We start from the raw sequence: 16,000 nt of genomic DNA on the forward strand, positions 1-16,000 counted from the left end.
TTGCTTTCGGAGGACCTGGTCGCTTTCGCTTCCCTGTCCCCCTTGGCGACGTGTTCAACTCTAGCGGACATTCGGAGTGCTCGCGAACCGGAAACGGGGTGGCCGGTCTGTGGCCCCGACCACCCCCGCGGGTCAGCTCCCGTCGGTGTCCTTCTCCTCTGCGCGCAGGCGCTCCAGGGCGGTCTCCAGACGCGCCTGGACCCGCTCACGGCCCAGCAGCTCCAGGGACTCGAACAGCGGCAGGCCCACCGTGCGTCCCGTGACCGCCACGCGCACCGGGGCCTGGGCCTTGCCCAGCTTCAGGCCGAGCGTCGTCCCGGTCTCCTCGGTGGCGTCCTTGAGCGCGTCGGCCGTCCACTCCAGCCCAGGGTCGGCGTAGCGCGCCAGGGCGGCCTCCACCATCTCCTTGCCGACGCCCGGCTTCATCGCCTTCTTCCAGCTCTTCTCGTCCTCGGCGGGCTCCTTCAGGAACAGGAAGTCCACGTTGGGGACGATCTCGCTGAGCACCGCCACGCGGCTCTGGGCCAGCGGGGCGACGGCGGCGAAGACCGCGGGGTCGTAGTCGGCGGCGTCCCAGGGGGTGCCCTCGCCGGTGAGCCAGGGCTGGCAGCGCTCGACGAACTCCTCGACGCCCAGCGCGCGGATGTACTCGCCGTTGAACGCGCGCAGCTTCTTCTCGTCGAAGAACGCGCTGGAGCTGTTGACGTCCTGGACGCGGAAGAGCGGCATCATCTCCGACCACGGCATGATCTCGCGGTCGTCACCCGGCGCCCAGCCCAGCAGCATGAGGTAGTTGACCATCGCCTCGGCCAGGTAGCCCTCCTCCTGGTAGGACTCCAGGGCGACCTTGTCACGGCGCTTGGACAGCTTCTTGCGCTGCTCGTTGACGATGACGGGCAGGTGGGCCCAGACCGGCGGGGTCAGGTCCAGGGCCTCCCACAGCAGCTGCTGCTTGGGGGTGTTGGACAGGTGCTCCTCGCCGCGGATGACGTGCGTGATCCGCATCTCGACGTCGTCGAGCACGTTGGCCAGCACGAACAGCGGGGAGCCGTCGGCACGGGCGATCACGAAGTCCTCGATGGCGGCGTGGTCGAACTCCACGTCGCCGCGGATCTGGTCGCGCACGACCGTGGGGCCGCCCTCGGGCACGCGGAAGCGCAGTGCCCGGCCGGGGCCCGGCTCCAGGCCGCGGTCGCGGCAGAAGCCGTCGTAGCCCAGGTTCGGGTTGTCGCGGCGCTCCTGCACCTGCTCGCGGGTGCAGTCGCAGTAGTAGGCGCGGCCGGAGCGGTACAGCTCCTGCGCGGTCTCGCGGTGTTTCTCGACGTAGGCCGACTGGAAGTAGGGGCCCTCGAAGTGCGGGTCGCTCTCGTCGATGCCGATCCAGGACATCGCGCGGATGATGCCGTCGGTCCACTCGGGACGGTTGCGGGCGGCGTCGGTGTCCTCGATGCGCAGGACCATGCGGCCCTCGGGCTGCTGCTGGGCCAGGGCCCAGTTGAACAGGGCGGAGCGCGCACCGCCGACGTGGAACATGCCCGTGGGGGACGGGGCGAAGCGGGTACGAATCGGAGTCTCAGTCACGCTTCCGAGGATATCGGTGGCCCGGGATGACCTGTGGGAAGTCCCGGAGAGGGCCACGGGACGGGGAGGGAGCCGCCGAGGTCCCGGTCAGGGCCGGATCGGCAGCGGTCGGGCGTGAACTGGGCCCAGGCCGAACTCGCGGGAGAGGGCGTCGGCGAACCCGGCGGCGATCTTCATCTCACCGTCGTCGTTGGGGTGGGTGCCGTCGTAGGTGTCCGTGTAGGGGTCCCAGGCCTCGGCCGCCGCCAGGTCGAAGCTGACCACCGGCGACTCCTCCGTGGACAGGTCGGCGGCCACGGAGCGGACGAGTTCGTTGTACACGTACACGCGCAGGGCGAAGCCCTGGTCCTTGTCCGCGAGGGTGATGGGGAGCGCCTCGGCGAACAGGACGCGGATCTCCGGATTGGCCTCGCGGGCAGCCTGGACGTAGGAGGTCAGCCGCTGCTCCATGTCCTCGGCCGTGATGGGGTGCAGCAGGTCGTTGATGCCGATCATCACGCACAGCACGTCCGGCCGGTGGGCGGCGACGTCGGCCTCGATGGTGGTGAGGGCGTCGGCCAGGGTGCGCCCCCAGCGGGCGTTGTGGTCCTGGTCGAAGTCCGGGTCTCGATAGGTGACGCCGTCCGGGTCGGGGGACCCGGTGGGCTCCGGGGTGGCCGGGGCCTCGGGGCCCTCCTCCGCCGCCTCCCCGCCCTCCAGGGAGCCGAGGAGGCCGTCCTGGCCCCCGTCCCCGTCACCGTCACCGCCGAAGAGCTCCGGCGGGATGATCTGCTCCGGAGTGGCGGGGTCGGAGTACGGGCCGACGAAGTCCAGGTTCCCCACGTGCAGGTCGAGGTGGTTCCACAGGTGGAAGCGCCAGGTCCGGTCACCGCCCGCTCCGTGGGTCATGGAGTCTCCGGCGAGCATCACGCGCACCCGTGCGCGGTCCTCCAACCAGGCTCCCCGGTCGGCCTCGTCAGCGGGGTCGGGAGCGCCCAGGCCCGGCCGGGTGACCAGCCACAGGCCGGACCCCACCAGCGCCAGGACCAGGGCGAGGACCCCGGCGAGGATCGCGGGGCGGCCGAGGCCGGGCCGTCGTGCCAGTCGTGGTGCCAAGGGGTTCGGACCTTCCGCTCGGTGCGTCGGTGGGCGCCGCCGGGCGGGGGCGCCGTGGTGCGCCCCCGCCCGGCAGTGCGGGATCAGTCCCGGGTGACCACCCTGTTGGTGATGGTGCCCAGGCGCTCCACGGTGACGGCGACCTCCTGGCCGACCTCGACGGGGCCCACCCCGGCGGGAGTGCCGGTCAGGACCACGTCGCCCGGGAGCAGCGTCATGAAGGAGGTGACGTAGGAGATGATGCCCGGAATGTCGTGGATGAACTGTGACGTACGTCCATCCTGGCGGACCTCGCCGTCCACGGTCGTGGTGACCGCGAGGTCCTGGGCCTCCTCGATGCTCAGGCCGGTGGTGATCCACGGCCCGATCGGACAGAAGGAGTCGAAGCCCTTGGCCCGCGTCCACTGCTTGTCGGTCTTCTGGAGGTCACGGGCGGTGACGTCGTTGGCCACCGTGTACCCGAAGATGACGTCCTTGGCGCGCTCGCGGGGCACCTCGCGACAGGGCCGCGAGATAACGATGGCCAGTTCGCCCTCGTAGCTGACCCACTCCGAGACCGAGGGGTAGAAGACGGGGTCGTACGGGCCGGTGACGGCGGTGGACGGCTTCAGGAAGACCACCGGTTCGTCGGTGGACTCCCCCGTGACCTCCTTCATCTCCGCCACGTGGTCGGCGTAGTTCTTGCCGATGCACACCACCTTGGTGGGCAGCACCGGCGACAGCAGGCGCACGTCGGAGAGCCTGGCCCGCTCGCCCGTCAGCTTGATGTCCCCCAGCAGCGGATGCCCCGTCAGCCGGGCCACGAACTCCTCTCCGCTGTCCGTGTCCGTCTCGACCAGGCCGAACCCGACCTCGTCACCGGCCGCGAACCGTGCGATACGCACCTGATGCCTCCCAGCAGCCCTCTTGCTCGTTCTTGCCGCTTGAAGCGTAGCGGCGCCCGGCGCGACCGCGCCCGGTACGTCCGGGTGTGCGGGGCCCGAGCCGATCCAGAACCAGACACCCAGAGTGACGAGTCGTTCACGATATGATGAAGGCAAACGCCCGAAGGCGTGACACACCCACCCTTCCCGGAACGCGACCTGGCCCTTCCCGGGGGCGAACTCTGGCATGCTGGGATCGTGGTCCGAGGCCCCCGGGAACCGTCGTTCCGGAGGTCGGCGATACCACCAGTGTGCGTGGTGACTCCGTCCGGGCTGGCCGCCGCGACATTCGGCCAGCCGTGTGGGGCGTCTCCACCGACCGCGCTGGTCGGAGCGGTCCCACGACCGCCGGACGGCGCGGGAGGCCGCACCTCACGCCGCCGGAGTCCCGGCGGTACCACCGTCCACCGTCGAGAGGTTGAGCCTCGTGCCCGCTTCCGCTCCCCGAGCCAAGCACCGCCGACGCCGCCGGTATCCCATGGGACTGGCCCTCGGGCTGTGCCTGGTCTCGGGCGCGTCCGCCGTGCTGATGGTCAGCGTGCCCGAGCCCGGATCCGAGCTCGACTCCCCCGAGGAGACCTCCGCCACCGGCCCCGTGGGCGACGGGGTGCCCGAGGACAGCACCCGCCGACACCCCGGCTCCGAGGACTCCGGATCCGGCGCGGCGGACCCCTCCCCCAGCGCGTCACCGACCGACGAGGACGACCTCCCCCTCCTGCTGCGCTCGGTGGTGGAGGAGGTCGACACCGCGGACGGCGACCTCAAGGTGGTGAAGGGCGAGGGCGACGTCATGGGAGACGGCCCGCTCACCACCTTCGCCGTGGAGGTGGAGAAGGGCCTGCCCGGCCGGACCGGGGACTTCGCGGACGCCGTCGAGGAGATCCTCGGGGACGACCGCAGCTGGGGCAACGACGGGGACCGCTCGCTCCAGCGGGTGGACGGCGACGACGCGGACATCCGGGTGCTGCTGGCCGCGCCGGACACGGTGGACCGCCTGTGCGCGCCGCTGAACACCAACGGGTACGTGTCCTGCGCCAACGGCAACCGCGCCATCATCAACCAGAACCGCTGGGTGTCGGGCGTCGAGGACTTCGGCGACGACCTGGAGACCTACCGGATCTACCTGATCAACCACGAGGTGGGCCACACCCTGGGCCACGGGCACGTGGACTGCCCGGGCGAGGGGGAGCTCGCCCCGGTCATGCAGCAGCAGACCCTGGGCCTCCAGGGTTGCGAGGCCAACGGCTGGGTGTACCCCTAGACCGTGTTTTTTGGATCATTCCGCGCTCGCGACCACCAGGCTGCCTCTCACTGCGCCGATGAAGTTCGGACAGCCAAACCCGGGCTGACCTTCACTCATCGTCTTGCGAGAGATTGCCTGGACGGCCGCTCGCATCGATGGCGGCTCCGCCGCCACCGGCGAAAGCATCCAAAAAACACGGCCTAGACCCGCGAAGAGCTGCCGGGTTTCCCGGACACGGGGACGCCGCACCGTGTTCGATGGGGTTGGCCCCGCCGACCCTGGGGCCGTACGTCGCCCGTGACGGGGGTCCGCGCCCCGTGCGGGGGTCCGCCCGCGCCGCGTCGGGCGAGAGAGTGAGGCCGTATGTGTGACTGCCGCGCAGCCCGATCCGAGGCCGTCGGACCCGAGGTGACCAGACGCTCCGCGTTCGGTGTCGCCGGGGGCGGCGCGCTGGCCGGGGTGGTGACCGCCTGCGGCGGCTCCGAAGGCGGCGAGGACGGAGGCGGTGACGGCTACGCCGAGCAGGGGACGGACGCCGAGCAGGACACGGACGCCCCGATCGCCACCACCGACGAGATCCCCGTGGGCGAGGGTGCGGTCCTCAGCGAGCACGAGGTGGTCGTCACCCAGCCCGAGGAGGGTGTCTTCCGCGCCTTCTCCACCGCCTGCACCCACGAGGGCTGCCCGGTCGACCAGGTCGTCGACGGGCAGATCGTGTGCCCCTGCCACGGCAGCCGCTTCTCGGTCGAGGACGGCTCCCCGACCGAGGGTCCGGCGCGGAGCCCGCTGGAGGAGGTCGGGATCAGGGTCGACGGCGACTCCATCGTCCTCGCCTGAGGGAACGTGCGAGGGGCCGCGGTGGTGGCACCACCGCGGCCCCTCCGGTCATCCGCCCGGGTCAGTCCTCGACCGAGGCGTTGTACTCCCCGATGGTGCGGGACACGCCCGCCGCCGCGTCGGCCATGGCCTGCTCGGCGGAGGTGTCACTGGTCAGGGCGGTCTCCCAGCCCTCCTCGGCGGCGACGCGGGCCTCGGACATGACGCCCATCATGCAGCCCGCCGTGTTCTCGTTGATCTCCGAGTCCGCCAGCTGGGAGGCGGCCACGGAGAACTGCGGGAACTCCTCGGCGCGCTCGGAGGCCTCCGGCCCGTCGTAGCCCTCGGTGTTGACCGCGAGGTATCCGGTTCCCGCGTGCCAGACCGACTGCGCCTCCGGGGTCAGCAGGAACTGGACGAACTCCCAGGAGCCGCGGATCTCCTCGGGGGTGTGGCCCTCGCCGTTGATCCACAGGGACGCGCCGCCGATGATCGAGCCGCCCGGGTCGTCCGCGCTGATCAGCGGGAAGTACCCGGCGCCGACCTCGAAGTCGGACTGCTCGATGAAGCCGCCCAGGGAGCCGGTGGACTCCAGGGTCATCGCGGCGCGGCCGGAGGTGAACGCGGCCTGGCCGTCGTCGGTGTTGCGACCGATCTGGACCGCCAGGTCGTCCTCGATCATCTGGTCCCACCACTCGACGAGCTCGACGATCTTCGGGTCGTCGAAGAGCACCTCGGAGGCGCGGCCGTCACGGCCGTTGGAGGCGTCGCAGTACGGGGTGGCGGAACGCGCCATGAACTGCTCGATGAACCACCCGTACACGGAGGCGCCGAAGCCGTACTGGACCACGGTGCCGTCGTCGTCCCTGACGGTGAGCTTCTCGGCGGCCTCGCGGATCCCGGCGAGGTCGGTGGGCGGCGCGTCCGGGTCGAGTCCGGCCTCCTCGAACGCGTCCCGGTTGACGTACATCAGCGGGGTCGAGTTGTTGAAGGGGAACGACCGCAGCTCCCCGCCGACCGTGAAGTAGTTGAGGAGCGCGTCCTCGATCGACGAGGTGTCGTAGTCGTCCACGTCCAGGAAGGACTGCGCGGGCACGGTCTGCGCGGAGTCGATCATGAACTGCGTGCCGAGGTCGAAGATCATGATCATCTCGGCGGTGTCGCCCTGCTGGATCGCCGCGCGGTGGCTGGCCAGGGCCTCGTCGTACTGGCCCTGGAACGAGCCGGTGACCTGCACCCGGCCCTCGTTCTGGGCGTTGAACTCGTCGATGAGCCCGTCCAGCACCTGGCCGTTGGTGGCGTCCATGCTGTGCCAGAACTCGACCTGGACCGCCTCGTCGAGGTCGTCCAGGACCTCCGGCCCGGGGGCGGTGAGGTCGCTGCCGCCACCGCCGCCTCCTCCGCCGGAACACGCGCTGAGGACGAGGCCGAGGCTGGTGAGCAGGGCCGCGGCCTGCACGCCGCGACGTCGGGGGATACGTGTCATGGGTTCTTCGTCTCCACTGGGTTTCGGGACCTACTTGACCGCGCCCGCGGTGAGGCCCCGGACGATGAAGCGCTGTCCGAAGATCACGAGGGCGAGGGTGGGGATGACGGACAGTGCCGCGCCCGCCAGGACGAGGCCCGGGTTGGCCGCCTCGCCCGCCTTGAGGCTGTTCAGGCCGATCTGGAGGGTCTGCATCTCGGTGCTGCGGGTGATGATCAGCGGCCAGAAGTACATGTTCCAGCTGGTGATGAACACGTACATGCCGACGGCGGTCAGGGCCGGCTTGCTGAGCGGCATGAGGATGGTCCACAGGAACCTGAGGTGTCCCATGCCGTCGATGCGCGCCGCGTCGTACAGCTCCCGGGGGAACTGCCTGAAGCTCTGACGCAGCAGGAAGGTGCCGAAGGCGTAGGCCAGGAAGGGCAGGACCAGACCGGCGTAGGTGTTGCCCAGTCCCCACCCGGTCAGGGTGAGGTAGTTCGGGATGAAGGTCGCCTCGGCGGGGACCATCAGCGTGGACAGGAACAGGGCGAAGACGACGGCGCTGCCCCGGAACCGCAGGAAGACGAACGCGTACGCGGCCAGGGCCGACGTCACCAGCTGGCAGACCGTGATGATCCCCGCCATGACCAGCGAGTTCGCGTACATGCGCAGGAGCGGGACGGCGCCGAGCGCGCCCTGGATGTTCTCGAGGTTCACACCGGTGGGGAGCAGGCGCGGCGGGAACGTGGACAGCTCCCCCGGCTCCATGAGGGTTCCCACGAACACGTAGTAGACGGGGAACAGCACCGGGACGAGCAGCACCGCCAGCATGAGGTACAGCAGGACGCGGCCGACGACGTGGCCGGCCCCGTGCCGGTGGCGGGCGCGGACCGGTTCGTTCCGGGCGATCCGGTCGGCGGTGGCGGTCGCGGAGGTCCGGCTCATGAGTAGTGCACCTTCCGCTCGATGACACCGAACTGGACGACGGTGCACACCAGGACCACGACGAGGAGCACGAGCGCCTGGGCGCTGGCCCGACCGAAGTCGCTGGTTCCGTAGGCGAAGGCGTCCTGGTAGATGGAGTAGACGAGGGTGGTCGTGGACCCGACCGGTCCGCCCGCCGTGAGGATGTGGATCTGGCCGAAGCTCTGGAGCGCGTTGATCGTGGAGATGACGATCAGGAAGAAGAGCTGGGGGCCGAGCATCGGGATGGTGACGTCCCAGGCCAGGCGCGGCCCGGTGGCACCGTCGATGCGGGCGGCCTCGTTGACCTCCTTGGGGATGGAGCCGACCCCGGCGGCGAGCACGAGCACGCCGTATCCGAGGTTCATCCACACCGTGGTGAGGGCCACCGACCACAGGGCCATCTCCTGGGAGGTCAGCCACGGGACCTGGTCGAGGCCCATCCGGTAGAGGACGCCGTTGAGGACGCTGTTCCCGGGGCTGTAGAAGACCGCGAAGATCACCGAGGCGCTGGCCACGGAGAAGGCGAAGGGCAGCGCGAAGGCGCCGCGGAGGAACCGCTGGGCCCGCAGCACCCCCTCCAGGAGGAGGACGACCGCGAGGGCGCCCACGACGCCGGGGACGACGACGCCGAGGGTGAACACCAGGGTGGTGAGGAGGATCCGCCCGAACTCGGGCGAGGCCATCTCGGCGAAGTGGCTCAGCCCGACGAAGCGGTTGGGCTGGCCGATGATGTCGTTGCCGTGCATCGACAGGTAGACGGTCCGGCCCAGCGGATAGACCAGGAAGAGCGCGAAGACCGCCACGGAGGGGCCGAGGAAGCCCCAGGCGAGGATCGCGTCCCGGCCGGGGCGGGCGCGCTTGTTCGAGGACGTGGGGGAGGGCGGCGACGCGGCGCGGCGTTCCGTCACCGAACCGTGGGTCACACCGTTCCCCCCGCCCCGTCGGATGGTGGGTGAGGACACGACCCGAAGTCTTCACGGGGCAGGTGGCCTGCGGTTCGCTGGAGGGCGAACTGCGCGCCAACGAAAGCGCGCACGTTGGTTATGACCGGCATCTATCACCACTCGTACATTTCGGACATCGTCAAAGTCCGCAGTATCGAGTGACCGGAGACACACTGGCTATGGCCTCAAGGACAGGTCTGTCTTACCCCCAGGTAAGGCTCGACCGCCTGACCTCCACCTTCGAGGTCAGGCGGTCGTGTGACGTGGGGGTTCCGCCCGTGGCGATCACGTCACCGGGAGGACACCCGGGCGGGGGTCGCCGTACACCGGCGCGGGATCAGCCCCGGGGGTAACCCTGCCGCAGCAGCCCGTAGGTGATGGCCTGCTCCAGCGCCACCCACGAGGCGTCGACGACGTTGGGGCCCACGCCCACGGTCGTCCACTCCTCGGCGCCGTCGCTGAAGCTGACGAGGATGCGGGTGATCGCGTTGGTGCCCGAGGTCCCCTCCAGGATGCGGACCTTGTAGTCCGTCAGCTCCAGCCCGGCCAGCGCGGTGTACACGTTCTCCATCGAACTGCGCAGCGCCCGGTCCAGGGCGTTGACCGGACCGTTGCCCTCGGCGGTGGCGATGACCCGCTCGCCCTTGACCCGGAGCTTGACGGTGGCCTCGCTGAGGCTCTCGTACTCGTTGGACAGCGGGCTGGCCCCCACGGCCGGGCGGCGCTCGGTGAGAACCCGCCACGACTCGGTGTCGAAGTAGCGGACCGGCGAACCCAGCTCCTCGCGCAGCAGCAGCTCCAGGGAGGCGTCGGCCGCCTCGAAGCTGTACCCGGACAGTTCGAGGCTCTTGACCCGCTCCACGACCCGGCCGGACAGCTCGCGGTCGCCGGACAGGTCCAGGCCCAGCTCCCGCGCCTTGAGCTCGATGGAGGCGCGCCCGGCCATGTCGGAGACGAGCATGCGCATGCGGTTGCCGACCAGCTCGGGGTCGGTGTGCTGGTACAGGTCGGGGTCGACCTTGATGGCCGAGGCGTGCAGCCCGGCCTTGTGCGCGAAGGCCGACACCCCCACGTAGGGCTGGTGGGTGTCCGGCGCCAGGTTGACGATCTCCGCGATGGCGGTGGACACGCGGGTCATCTCGGCCAGGCAGCCCTCGGGCAGGACCTCCATGCCGCGCTTGAGGCCCAGCGCGCCGACCACCGAGAAGAGGTTGGCGTTGCCCACCCGCTCGCCGTAGCCGTTGGCCGTGCACTGGACGTGCGTGGCTCCCGCGTCCACGGCGGCCAGGGTGTTGGCCACCGCGCAGCCGGTGTCGTCCTGGGCGTGGATGCCCAGACGGGCGCCGGTGGCCTCCAGCACCTCCGTGACCACGCGGGTGACGTCGCCGGGGAGCATGCCGCCGTTGGTGTCGCACAGGACGACGACGTCGGCCCCGGCCTCGGACGCGGCGCGGACCACGGAGAGGGCGTACTCCGGATCGTGGTGGTAGCCGTCGAAGAAGTGCTCGCAGTCCACGAACACGCGCTGCCCGTGCTCGCGCAGGTACGCCACGGTGTCCGCGACCATGGCGAGGTTCTCGTCGAGGGTCGTGCGCAGGGCCCGTTCGACGTGCCGGTCGTCACTCTTGGCGACAAGGGTGACGACCGACGCGCCGCTGTCGCGCAGTGCGGCCACCTGGGGGTCGTCGGCGGCCCTCACACCGGGTCGGCGGGTCGCGCCGAACGCGGTGAGTCGCGCGTGCTCCAGCGTCAGCTCTCGTGAAGCCCGCTGGAAGAACTCGGTGTCCTTGGGGTTGGAGCCCGGCCAGCCGCCCTCGATGAACGCGACCCCGAAGTCGTCGAGCAGCTTCGCGATGGCCAGCTTGTCGGAGACCCGCAGGTTGATCCCCTCGCGCTGGGCTCCGTCGCGCAGCGTGGTGTCGAAGACGTGGAAACTGTCGTTCCTCATGGGTGGAACTCCCGGTCGATGCTGTGTGTGGCGGCCCCGGCCAACAAAAAAGACCCCTCGTGGACACGAGAGGTCAGCGCGCTGGCAGGGTCCGGTTTCTTCCCTGCGTCTACGCGGGAAGTCGTCAGCCAGCGCGCCCCAAAATAATGAGTACCTGGGACAGCATGTGGTCAGTGTGCCACACGACCCCGGCGGAGTCGCAGCTCGGGGCCGAGATGTCTCACTGTGTGAGACGTACAATCCTCATTCCGGACACTCCGGGCACCTGGCGTACACCTCGAAGGACCCTCGGAACGTCTCAGGGGCCGCCCCGGCGTCCGGTGGCGGCCCCTGTCGGGACTGGGCGGGCCCCGCTCCTAGAAGCGGGTGATCCAGCCGTGCCTGTCCTCGCGCAGGCCGGTCTGGAGGCCCACGAGCTCCTCGCGCAGGCGCATGGTCACCGGGCCGGGCTGGCCGTCACCGATGGTGAACTCGCCGTCGTCGCTCTTGACGTGGCCCACCGGGGTGACCACGGCGGCGGTGCCGCAGGCGAAGACCTCGGTCATCTCGCCGGACTCGGCGGCCGCCTTCCACTCCTCGATGGACAGCGGCTCCTCCTCCGCGGGGATGCCCAGGTCCGGGGCGAGGCTGAGCAGCGACTCACGGGTGATGCCGGGCAGCAGCGTGCCGGTCAGCGGAGGGGTGCGCAGGCGGGCGTTCTCGCCCTCACCGAACACGAACCACAGGTTCATGCCGCCCATCTCCTCGACCCAGCGGTGCTCACGGGCGTCGAGCCACACGACCTGGTCGCAGCCCTTCTCCACGGCCTGGGCCTGGGCCAGGAAGCTCGCGGCGTAGTTGCCCGCGAACTTCGCGGCGCCCGTACCGCCGGGGGCGGCGCGGGTGAAGTCCTTGGACAGCCAGACCGTCACCGGCTTGACGCCGCCGGAGAAGTAGGAGCCCACCGGGGAGGCGATGAGCAGGTAGACGTAGCTGCGCGACGGGTTGTTGACGCCCAGGCCCACGTCCGTGGCGACCATGAACGGGCGCAGGTAGAGGCTGAAGTACTCCTTGGACGGGACCCAGTCGCCGTCGTGCTCGAGCAGCAGCTCGATGGACCTGAGGAAGAGCTCCTCGGGCAGCTCGGGCATCGCCATCCGCGCCGCGCTTCTGTTGAAGCGGGCGGCGTTGGCCTCGGGGCGGAACGAGGCGAGCGAGCCGTCCGGGTGGCGGTAGGCCTTGAGCCCCTCGAAGATCTCCTGCGCGTAGTGCAGGGCGGCCGTGGCGGGGTCCAGGCTCAGCGGACCGTAGGGCTCCAGCTTGGCGTCGTGCCAGCCCTTGCCCTCTGTGTAGCGGATGCTCACCATGTGGTCGGTGAACACCTGACCGAACCCGGGGTTCTCCAGCAGTGCCTCCCGTTCCTGCGGGGTCTTCCGCTGGTCGGAGAGCTGGATGTCGAACGTCAACCCAGTGGTGGTGGTGTTGTTGTTCATGTCGTCGGTGGTCCTCTCGGATGCAACCGGTCGGCAGCGCCGCCGACCTGGGATCTAGTGTGTCGGAAGAGCGCACCCGGTGCCAGGTCGGGTCACACGGACAGCGGGCGCGCGGAAGGGTCTCCGGCGCGCCCGCTGACGATCACGGTTGGCTCGTTCGTCGGCCGCGCCTCAGGAGTGGCAGGGCCGACGCCGATGGTGTCAGCCCTGCTCGGCTACTCGCGCGGCGAGGTCGTCGCCGATCCGGGAGGTGGTGCGGACCACACCGTCCTGGGCGCGGGTCTTGAGGTCGGCGGAGACGGCGGCCTCGATCCGGCGCGCGGCCTCGGGCAGGCCCAGGTGGTCCAGCATGGTGGCGGCGGAGAGCACGGTGGCGGTCGGGTCGGCCTTGCCCTGGCCGGCGATGTCCGGCGCGGAGCCGTGGACCGGCTCGAACATGCTGGGGAAGGTGCGGTCCGGGTTGATGTTGCCGCTCGCGGCCAGGCCGATGCCGCCGGTGATGGCGGCGCCGATGTCCGTGATGATGTCCCCGAAGAGGTTGTCGGTGACGACCACGTCGAAGCGGCCGGGCTGGTTGACGAAGAACATCGCGGCGGCGTCCACGTGGCAGTAGTCCACGGTCACCTGCGGGTACTCGGCGCCGACCTCCCGCACGGTGCGCTGCCACAGCTCGCCCGCGAAGGTGAGGACGTTGTCCTTGTGCACCAGGGTCAGCTTGCGGCGGGGGCGGTTCGCCGCCTTCTCGAAGGCGTAGCGGACCAGGCGCTCGACACCGAAGCGGGTGTTGACGCTGTCCTGGGTGGCGATCTCGTGCGGGGTGCCCTTGCGGAGCACGCCCCCGGCACCCGCGTAGGGGCCCTCGGTGCCCTCACGGACGACGAGCATGTCGATGTCCTCGGGGGCCACGCCCGCCAGGGGGCTGTCCACCCCGGGGTAGAGGCGCACGGGGCGCAGGTTGACGTAGTGGTCGAAGTCGAAGCGCAGGCGCAGCAGCAGCCCCCGCTCCAGGACGCCGCTGGGGACGGACGGGTCACCGACGGCCCCCAGGAAGATCGCCTCGTGCTCGCGCAGTTCGGCGGCGACCGAGTCGGGCAGCGTCTCGCCGGTGCGGTGCCAGAGCCTGGCGCCGAGCTCGTACTCGGTGGTCTCGACGGCCAGGTCGTACTGGGAGGCCGCGACCTCCAGCACCTTGAGACCCTCGGCGACCACCTCGGAGCCGATCCCGTCACCGGGGATGACGGCCAGTTTCACGGTGCGAGCTGCCATTGGACTGCCTCTAACTCGGACGTGACCCCACCACGGTCGTCTCACCTGGCGAGATCAAGGGAACAGTAGGTGAGACAACTGTACCGGCCCGGGTGACCGGTACAGCCGTCCGACCTCGGCTCCGCTCAGTCGCGGCGGTTGATCGCGTCCTGGAGCGCGCGGTGGATCTCGTCGTCGGAGTCGGGCGTGGACGGGTACTCGATCAGGTCGTACATGTGATCCTCCGGAGGCTCTGCGTGACGGCGGGAGCGCACGGCTCGGCCGTCGGCGGTCGACGGTGGTGCGCCCCGGGGCCCGACGGCGGCGGAGCCGGGTCGGCCCGGGCGGGCGCGGTGTGGGCGACGTTGTCCACGACAGATGGGACAGGAGCTCGCCCCGGCGGGATCGTCTGCCGGAGGCGCCGACACGACCTGTACGCGGAGCACCGCGTCAGGTGCGCCCGGACAAGGGTGGCGCCCGGGCGGCGGATGGGCGCTGGACCGTGGTGTGCGGCGGTGGAGCCGACACCACTGACTCCTAGGACGTCAGAATATCGGAGGTCCAACTATATGACCAGAGATTCCCACACTGTGAGACGCTTCGGCGTTTCGGCAGGTCACGGCCGCACCTCGAAGACCTCCGAGCGAGGCTCAGGCCCCGGTCTCACCTACGGAGCCCCAGGAACAGGAGCCAGGCGCAGCGCCCCTGGGTGAGGGCGCGGACGCGGCGCTCCCACCGTTCGGCCTCCGTCTGCCAGCGGGTCGCCTCCTTCTCGGCCCGGCGCATCTTCCTGTCCCAGTCCTTCGGCGGGCCGTCGCCCTCCTCCTCGTCCTCGGTCAGGACCCCGGCGCGGTCCAGCAGGTGGACGCCCCACAGGGCGGCCACGGCCGCGTCCCGGTCCACCGCGTCCACCCCCAGGTGCCGCGCGCGGGCGAAGGCCGCGGTGCGCTCCAGCCTCAGGAAGTGGGGGCGCCTCGCGGAGCCGCGCACCCGGACGAGCCCGGCACCCTCCCGGTCCGCCGCCCCGGTCAGGGCGCGCACCATCCGCCGCGTCGGACGGAGGCCGGGTGACAGCAGAAGGCGGAAGGGGACGTCGGGGTCGGCCTCCGGCTCGGACTCGGCCAGCCGCACCCTCGGCTCGCACCGGTAGTGCTCGTGGAGGAGCCGCACCTCCAGCGCCGGGTCGTCGACGGTGGCGTGCCGCCCCGGTGTCACCCTCGACCACTCCCCGACGAGCGTGATCCGCACGTCGGCCACGTCACCGGCCAGCAGGGCGTCCACCGTCGCGGTCACGTCGTCGAACCCGCGGCCCGCCGTGTCGACCACCACGTCGACGAAGGGCACCTGCCAGGTCCGCCCGGGGGCGACGCGGCGGGAGTTCAGCCGGGGCACGCGGTTCTCCATGAACGGGCGCCGGAAGCGCGCCGCCTCCGGCCCCCGCAGCTCCGTCGTCGGCCGCCCGAGGTGCAGGCCGGTGGCCACGGGCTCGGGGACGAACACCGCGCCCCGCTGGGCGAGCCGGTAGCCGAGTTCGCTGTCCTCGCCCATGACCAGTCCGGACGCCGATCCTCCGGCGGCCGAGTACAGCGCCCGCGGCAGCGAGGCGGTCGCCCCGGTGAACACCTGCCAGGCCCGGTGGCCAGCGGTGCGCAGCCCGTCGGTGCGCTCCAGGAGCTCGGTGATCCACCCCATGGTGTCCGTGTCGCCGCCCGTGAGGTCCGCGTACCTCCCGGCGCGCACGCGTTCGTACACCTCGTCGGGGGTGAGCCCGCCGTCGGGACCGTCACCGAACTCGACCGCGCCCATGACGACGAGGTAGTCGGCCAGGTGGTGCCAGCGCATCTGCGCCTCGACGTGCTCGCGGCCGACCACCACGTCCGCGTCCAACCGCATCACGACGGACGCCCGGGTGGCCGCCATCCCGGCGTCGAGCGCGTGGCCGGGGCCCCACCCGTGCTCGGGGGCGACGAGCAGGCGGGTGTTCCCGGGGCGGATCGACGGCAGCCGGAGCGCGGGCTCGCTGCCGTCGTCCACCACCACGACCTCGGTCAGGGCCGCCGGATAGGTCTGCGCGGTGAGGGCGGCCAGGGTCAGGTCGAGCCGGTCCTGCCCCCCGTACGCCGGGATGACCACGCACACCGTCAGCTCGGGCTCCCACGCCCCCAGGGTCGGCGGTTCCAGCACCGAGTAGTCGTTGCGGACCACTCTGGGCCGCCCGTCGCGGCCCCCTCCCCGCACCGTTCCGGAATCGGCCTCCGCGCCCCGCGCGCCGTCGTTCGCCATGTGCCGTCCCATGTCC

The 16,000-nt window shown here is 70.9% G+C and carries 12 protein-coding genes; 2 read left to right on the plus strand and 10 right to left on the minus strand.

Annotation, left to right across the window (positions count from 1 at the left end; all coding sequences use genetic code 11):
* Positions 1-132: 132 nt before the first annotated feature.
* The 3 genes from gltX to AC0VYL_RS23130 form a co-directional block, all read right to left on the minus strand.
* Positions 133-1,581, minus strand: a complete 1,449-nt coding sequence (gltX, locus tag AC0VYL_RS23120; RefSeq protein WP_475455903.1) for a glutamate--tRNA ligase — start codon at positions 1,579-1,581, stop codon at positions 133-135.
* Positions 1,582-1,668: 87 nt separating this feature from the next.
* Complete coding sequence (locus AC0VYL_RS23125; protein ID WP_475481481.1) at positions 1,669-2,676, minus strand: GDSL-type esterase/lipase family protein; 1,008 nt, start codon at positions 2,674-2,676, stop codon at positions 1,669-1,671.
* An 83-nt stretch (positions 2,677-2,759) separates the two neighbouring features.
* A complete protein-coding gene (locus AC0VYL_RS23130; RefSeq protein ID WP_475455907.1) occupies positions 2,760-3,560 on the minus strand; it encodes a fumarylacetoacetate hydrolase family protein in 801 nt (266 codons plus the stop codon).
* A 517-nt stretch (positions 3,561-4,077) separates the two neighbouring features.
* On the opposite strand from AC0VYL_RS23130, the gene AC0VYL_RS23135 reads away from it, so the two are divergent.
* Positions 4,078-4,860 carry a DUF3152 domain-containing protein gene (locus tag AC0VYL_RS23135; protein WP_475463203.1) on the plus strand — a complete coding sequence of 261 codons (783 nt, stop codon included), beginning with the start codon at positions 4,078-4,080 and terminating at the stop codon, positions 4,858-4,860.
* 390 nt (positions 4,861-5,250) lie between these two features.
* On the plus strand, positions 5,251-5,679 hold the full coding sequence (locus AC0VYL_RS23140) for a Rieske (2Fe-2S) protein (RefSeq protein ID WP_475481482.1): 429 nt from the start codon (positions 5,251-5,253) through the stop codon (positions 5,677-5,679).
* A 61-nt stretch (positions 5,680-5,740) separates the two neighbouring features.
* Here the strand turns inward: AC0VYL_RS23140 and AC0VYL_RS23145 are convergent, their stop codons facing one another.
* The 7 genes from AC0VYL_RS23145 to AC0VYL_RS23175 form a co-directional block, all read right to left on the minus strand.
* Positions 5,741-7,144: an ABC transporter substrate-binding protein gene (locus AC0VYL_RS23145; RefSeq protein ID WP_475481483.1), complete on the minus strand. Its 1,404-nt coding sequence runs from the start codon at positions 7,142-7,144 to the stop codon at positions 5,741-5,743.
* A gap of 30 nt (positions 7,145-7,174) precedes the next feature.
* Positions 7,175-8,071, minus strand: a complete 897-nt coding sequence (locus AC0VYL_RS23150; RefSeq protein ID WP_475455913.1) for a carbohydrate ABC transporter permease — start codon at positions 8,069-8,071, stop codon at positions 7,175-7,177.
* Entirely contained in the window at positions 8,068-9,015 is a 948-nt protein-coding gene (locus tag AC0VYL_RS23155) for a carbohydrate ABC transporter permease (protein ID WP_475463204.1), read from the minus strand. Before AC0VYL_RS23155 ends, AC0VYL_RS23150 begins: the two co-directional genes overlap by 4 nt.
* Before the next feature lie 358 nt (positions 9,016-9,373).
* Complete coding sequence (gene cimA / locus AC0VYL_RS23160) at positions 9,374-10,984, minus strand: citramalate synthase (protein ID WP_475481484.1); 1,611 nt, start codon at positions 10,982-10,984, stop codon at positions 9,374-9,376.
* A gap of 356 nt (positions 10,985-11,340) precedes the next feature.
* Positions 11,341-12,456, minus strand: a complete 1,116-nt coding sequence (locus tag AC0VYL_RS23165) for a branched-chain amino acid aminotransferase (RefSeq protein WP_475455917.1) — start codon at positions 12,454-12,456, stop codon at positions 11,341-11,343.
* Between the two features lie 201 nt (positions 12,457-12,657).
* Positions 12,658-13,722, minus strand: a complete 1,065-nt coding sequence (locus tag AC0VYL_RS23170) for a 3-isopropylmalate dehydrogenase (RefSeq protein WP_475455919.1) — start codon at positions 13,720-13,722, stop codon at positions 12,658-12,660.
* Positions 13,723-14,364: 642 nt separating this feature from the next.
* The gene (locus AC0VYL_RS23175) at positions 14,365-15,996 is read right to left on the minus strand and encodes a glycosyltransferase family 2 protein (protein ID WP_475481485.1); all 1,632 of its coding nucleotides are present in this window, start codon (positions 15,994-15,996) and stop codon (positions 14,365-14,367) included.
* Positions 15,997-16,000 lie beyond the last annotated feature (4 nt).

This window comes from Nocardiopsis sp. iso_238, from assembly GCF_056173325.1.

What these genes read in the sequence shown, in the direction of transcription:
- AC0VYL_RS23175 (WP_475481485.1), bottom strand. Translation starts at nt 15,996, where the DNA reads ATGGGACGGCACATGGCGAACGACGGCGCGCGGGGCGCGGAGGCCGAT.
- AC0VYL_RS23150 (WP_475455913.1), bottom strand. Translation starts at nt 8,071, where the DNA reads ATGAGCCGGACCTCCGCGACCGCCACCGCCGACCGGATCGCCCGGAAC.
- AC0VYL_RS23165 (WP_475455917.1), bottom strand. Translation starts at nt 12,456, where the DNA reads ATGAACAACAACACCACCACCACTGGGTTGACGTTCGACATCCAGCTC.
- cimA (WP_475481484.1), bottom strand. Translation starts at nt 10,984, where the DNA reads ATGAGGAACGACAGTTTCCACGTCTTCGACACCACGCTGCGCGACGGA.
- AC0VYL_RS23170 (WP_475455919.1), bottom strand. Translation starts at nt 13,722, where the DNA reads ATGGCAGCTCGCACCGTGAAACTGGCCGTCATCCCCGGTGACGGGATC.
- AC0VYL_RS23145 (WP_475481483.1), bottom strand. Translation starts at nt 7,144, where the DNA reads ATGACACGTATCCCCCGACGTCGCGGCGTGCAGGCCGCGGCCCTGCTC.
- AC0VYL_RS23135 (WP_475463203.1), top strand. Translation starts at nt 4,078, where the DNA reads ATGGGACTGGCCCTCGGGCTGTGCCTGGTCTCGGGCGCGTCCGCCGTG.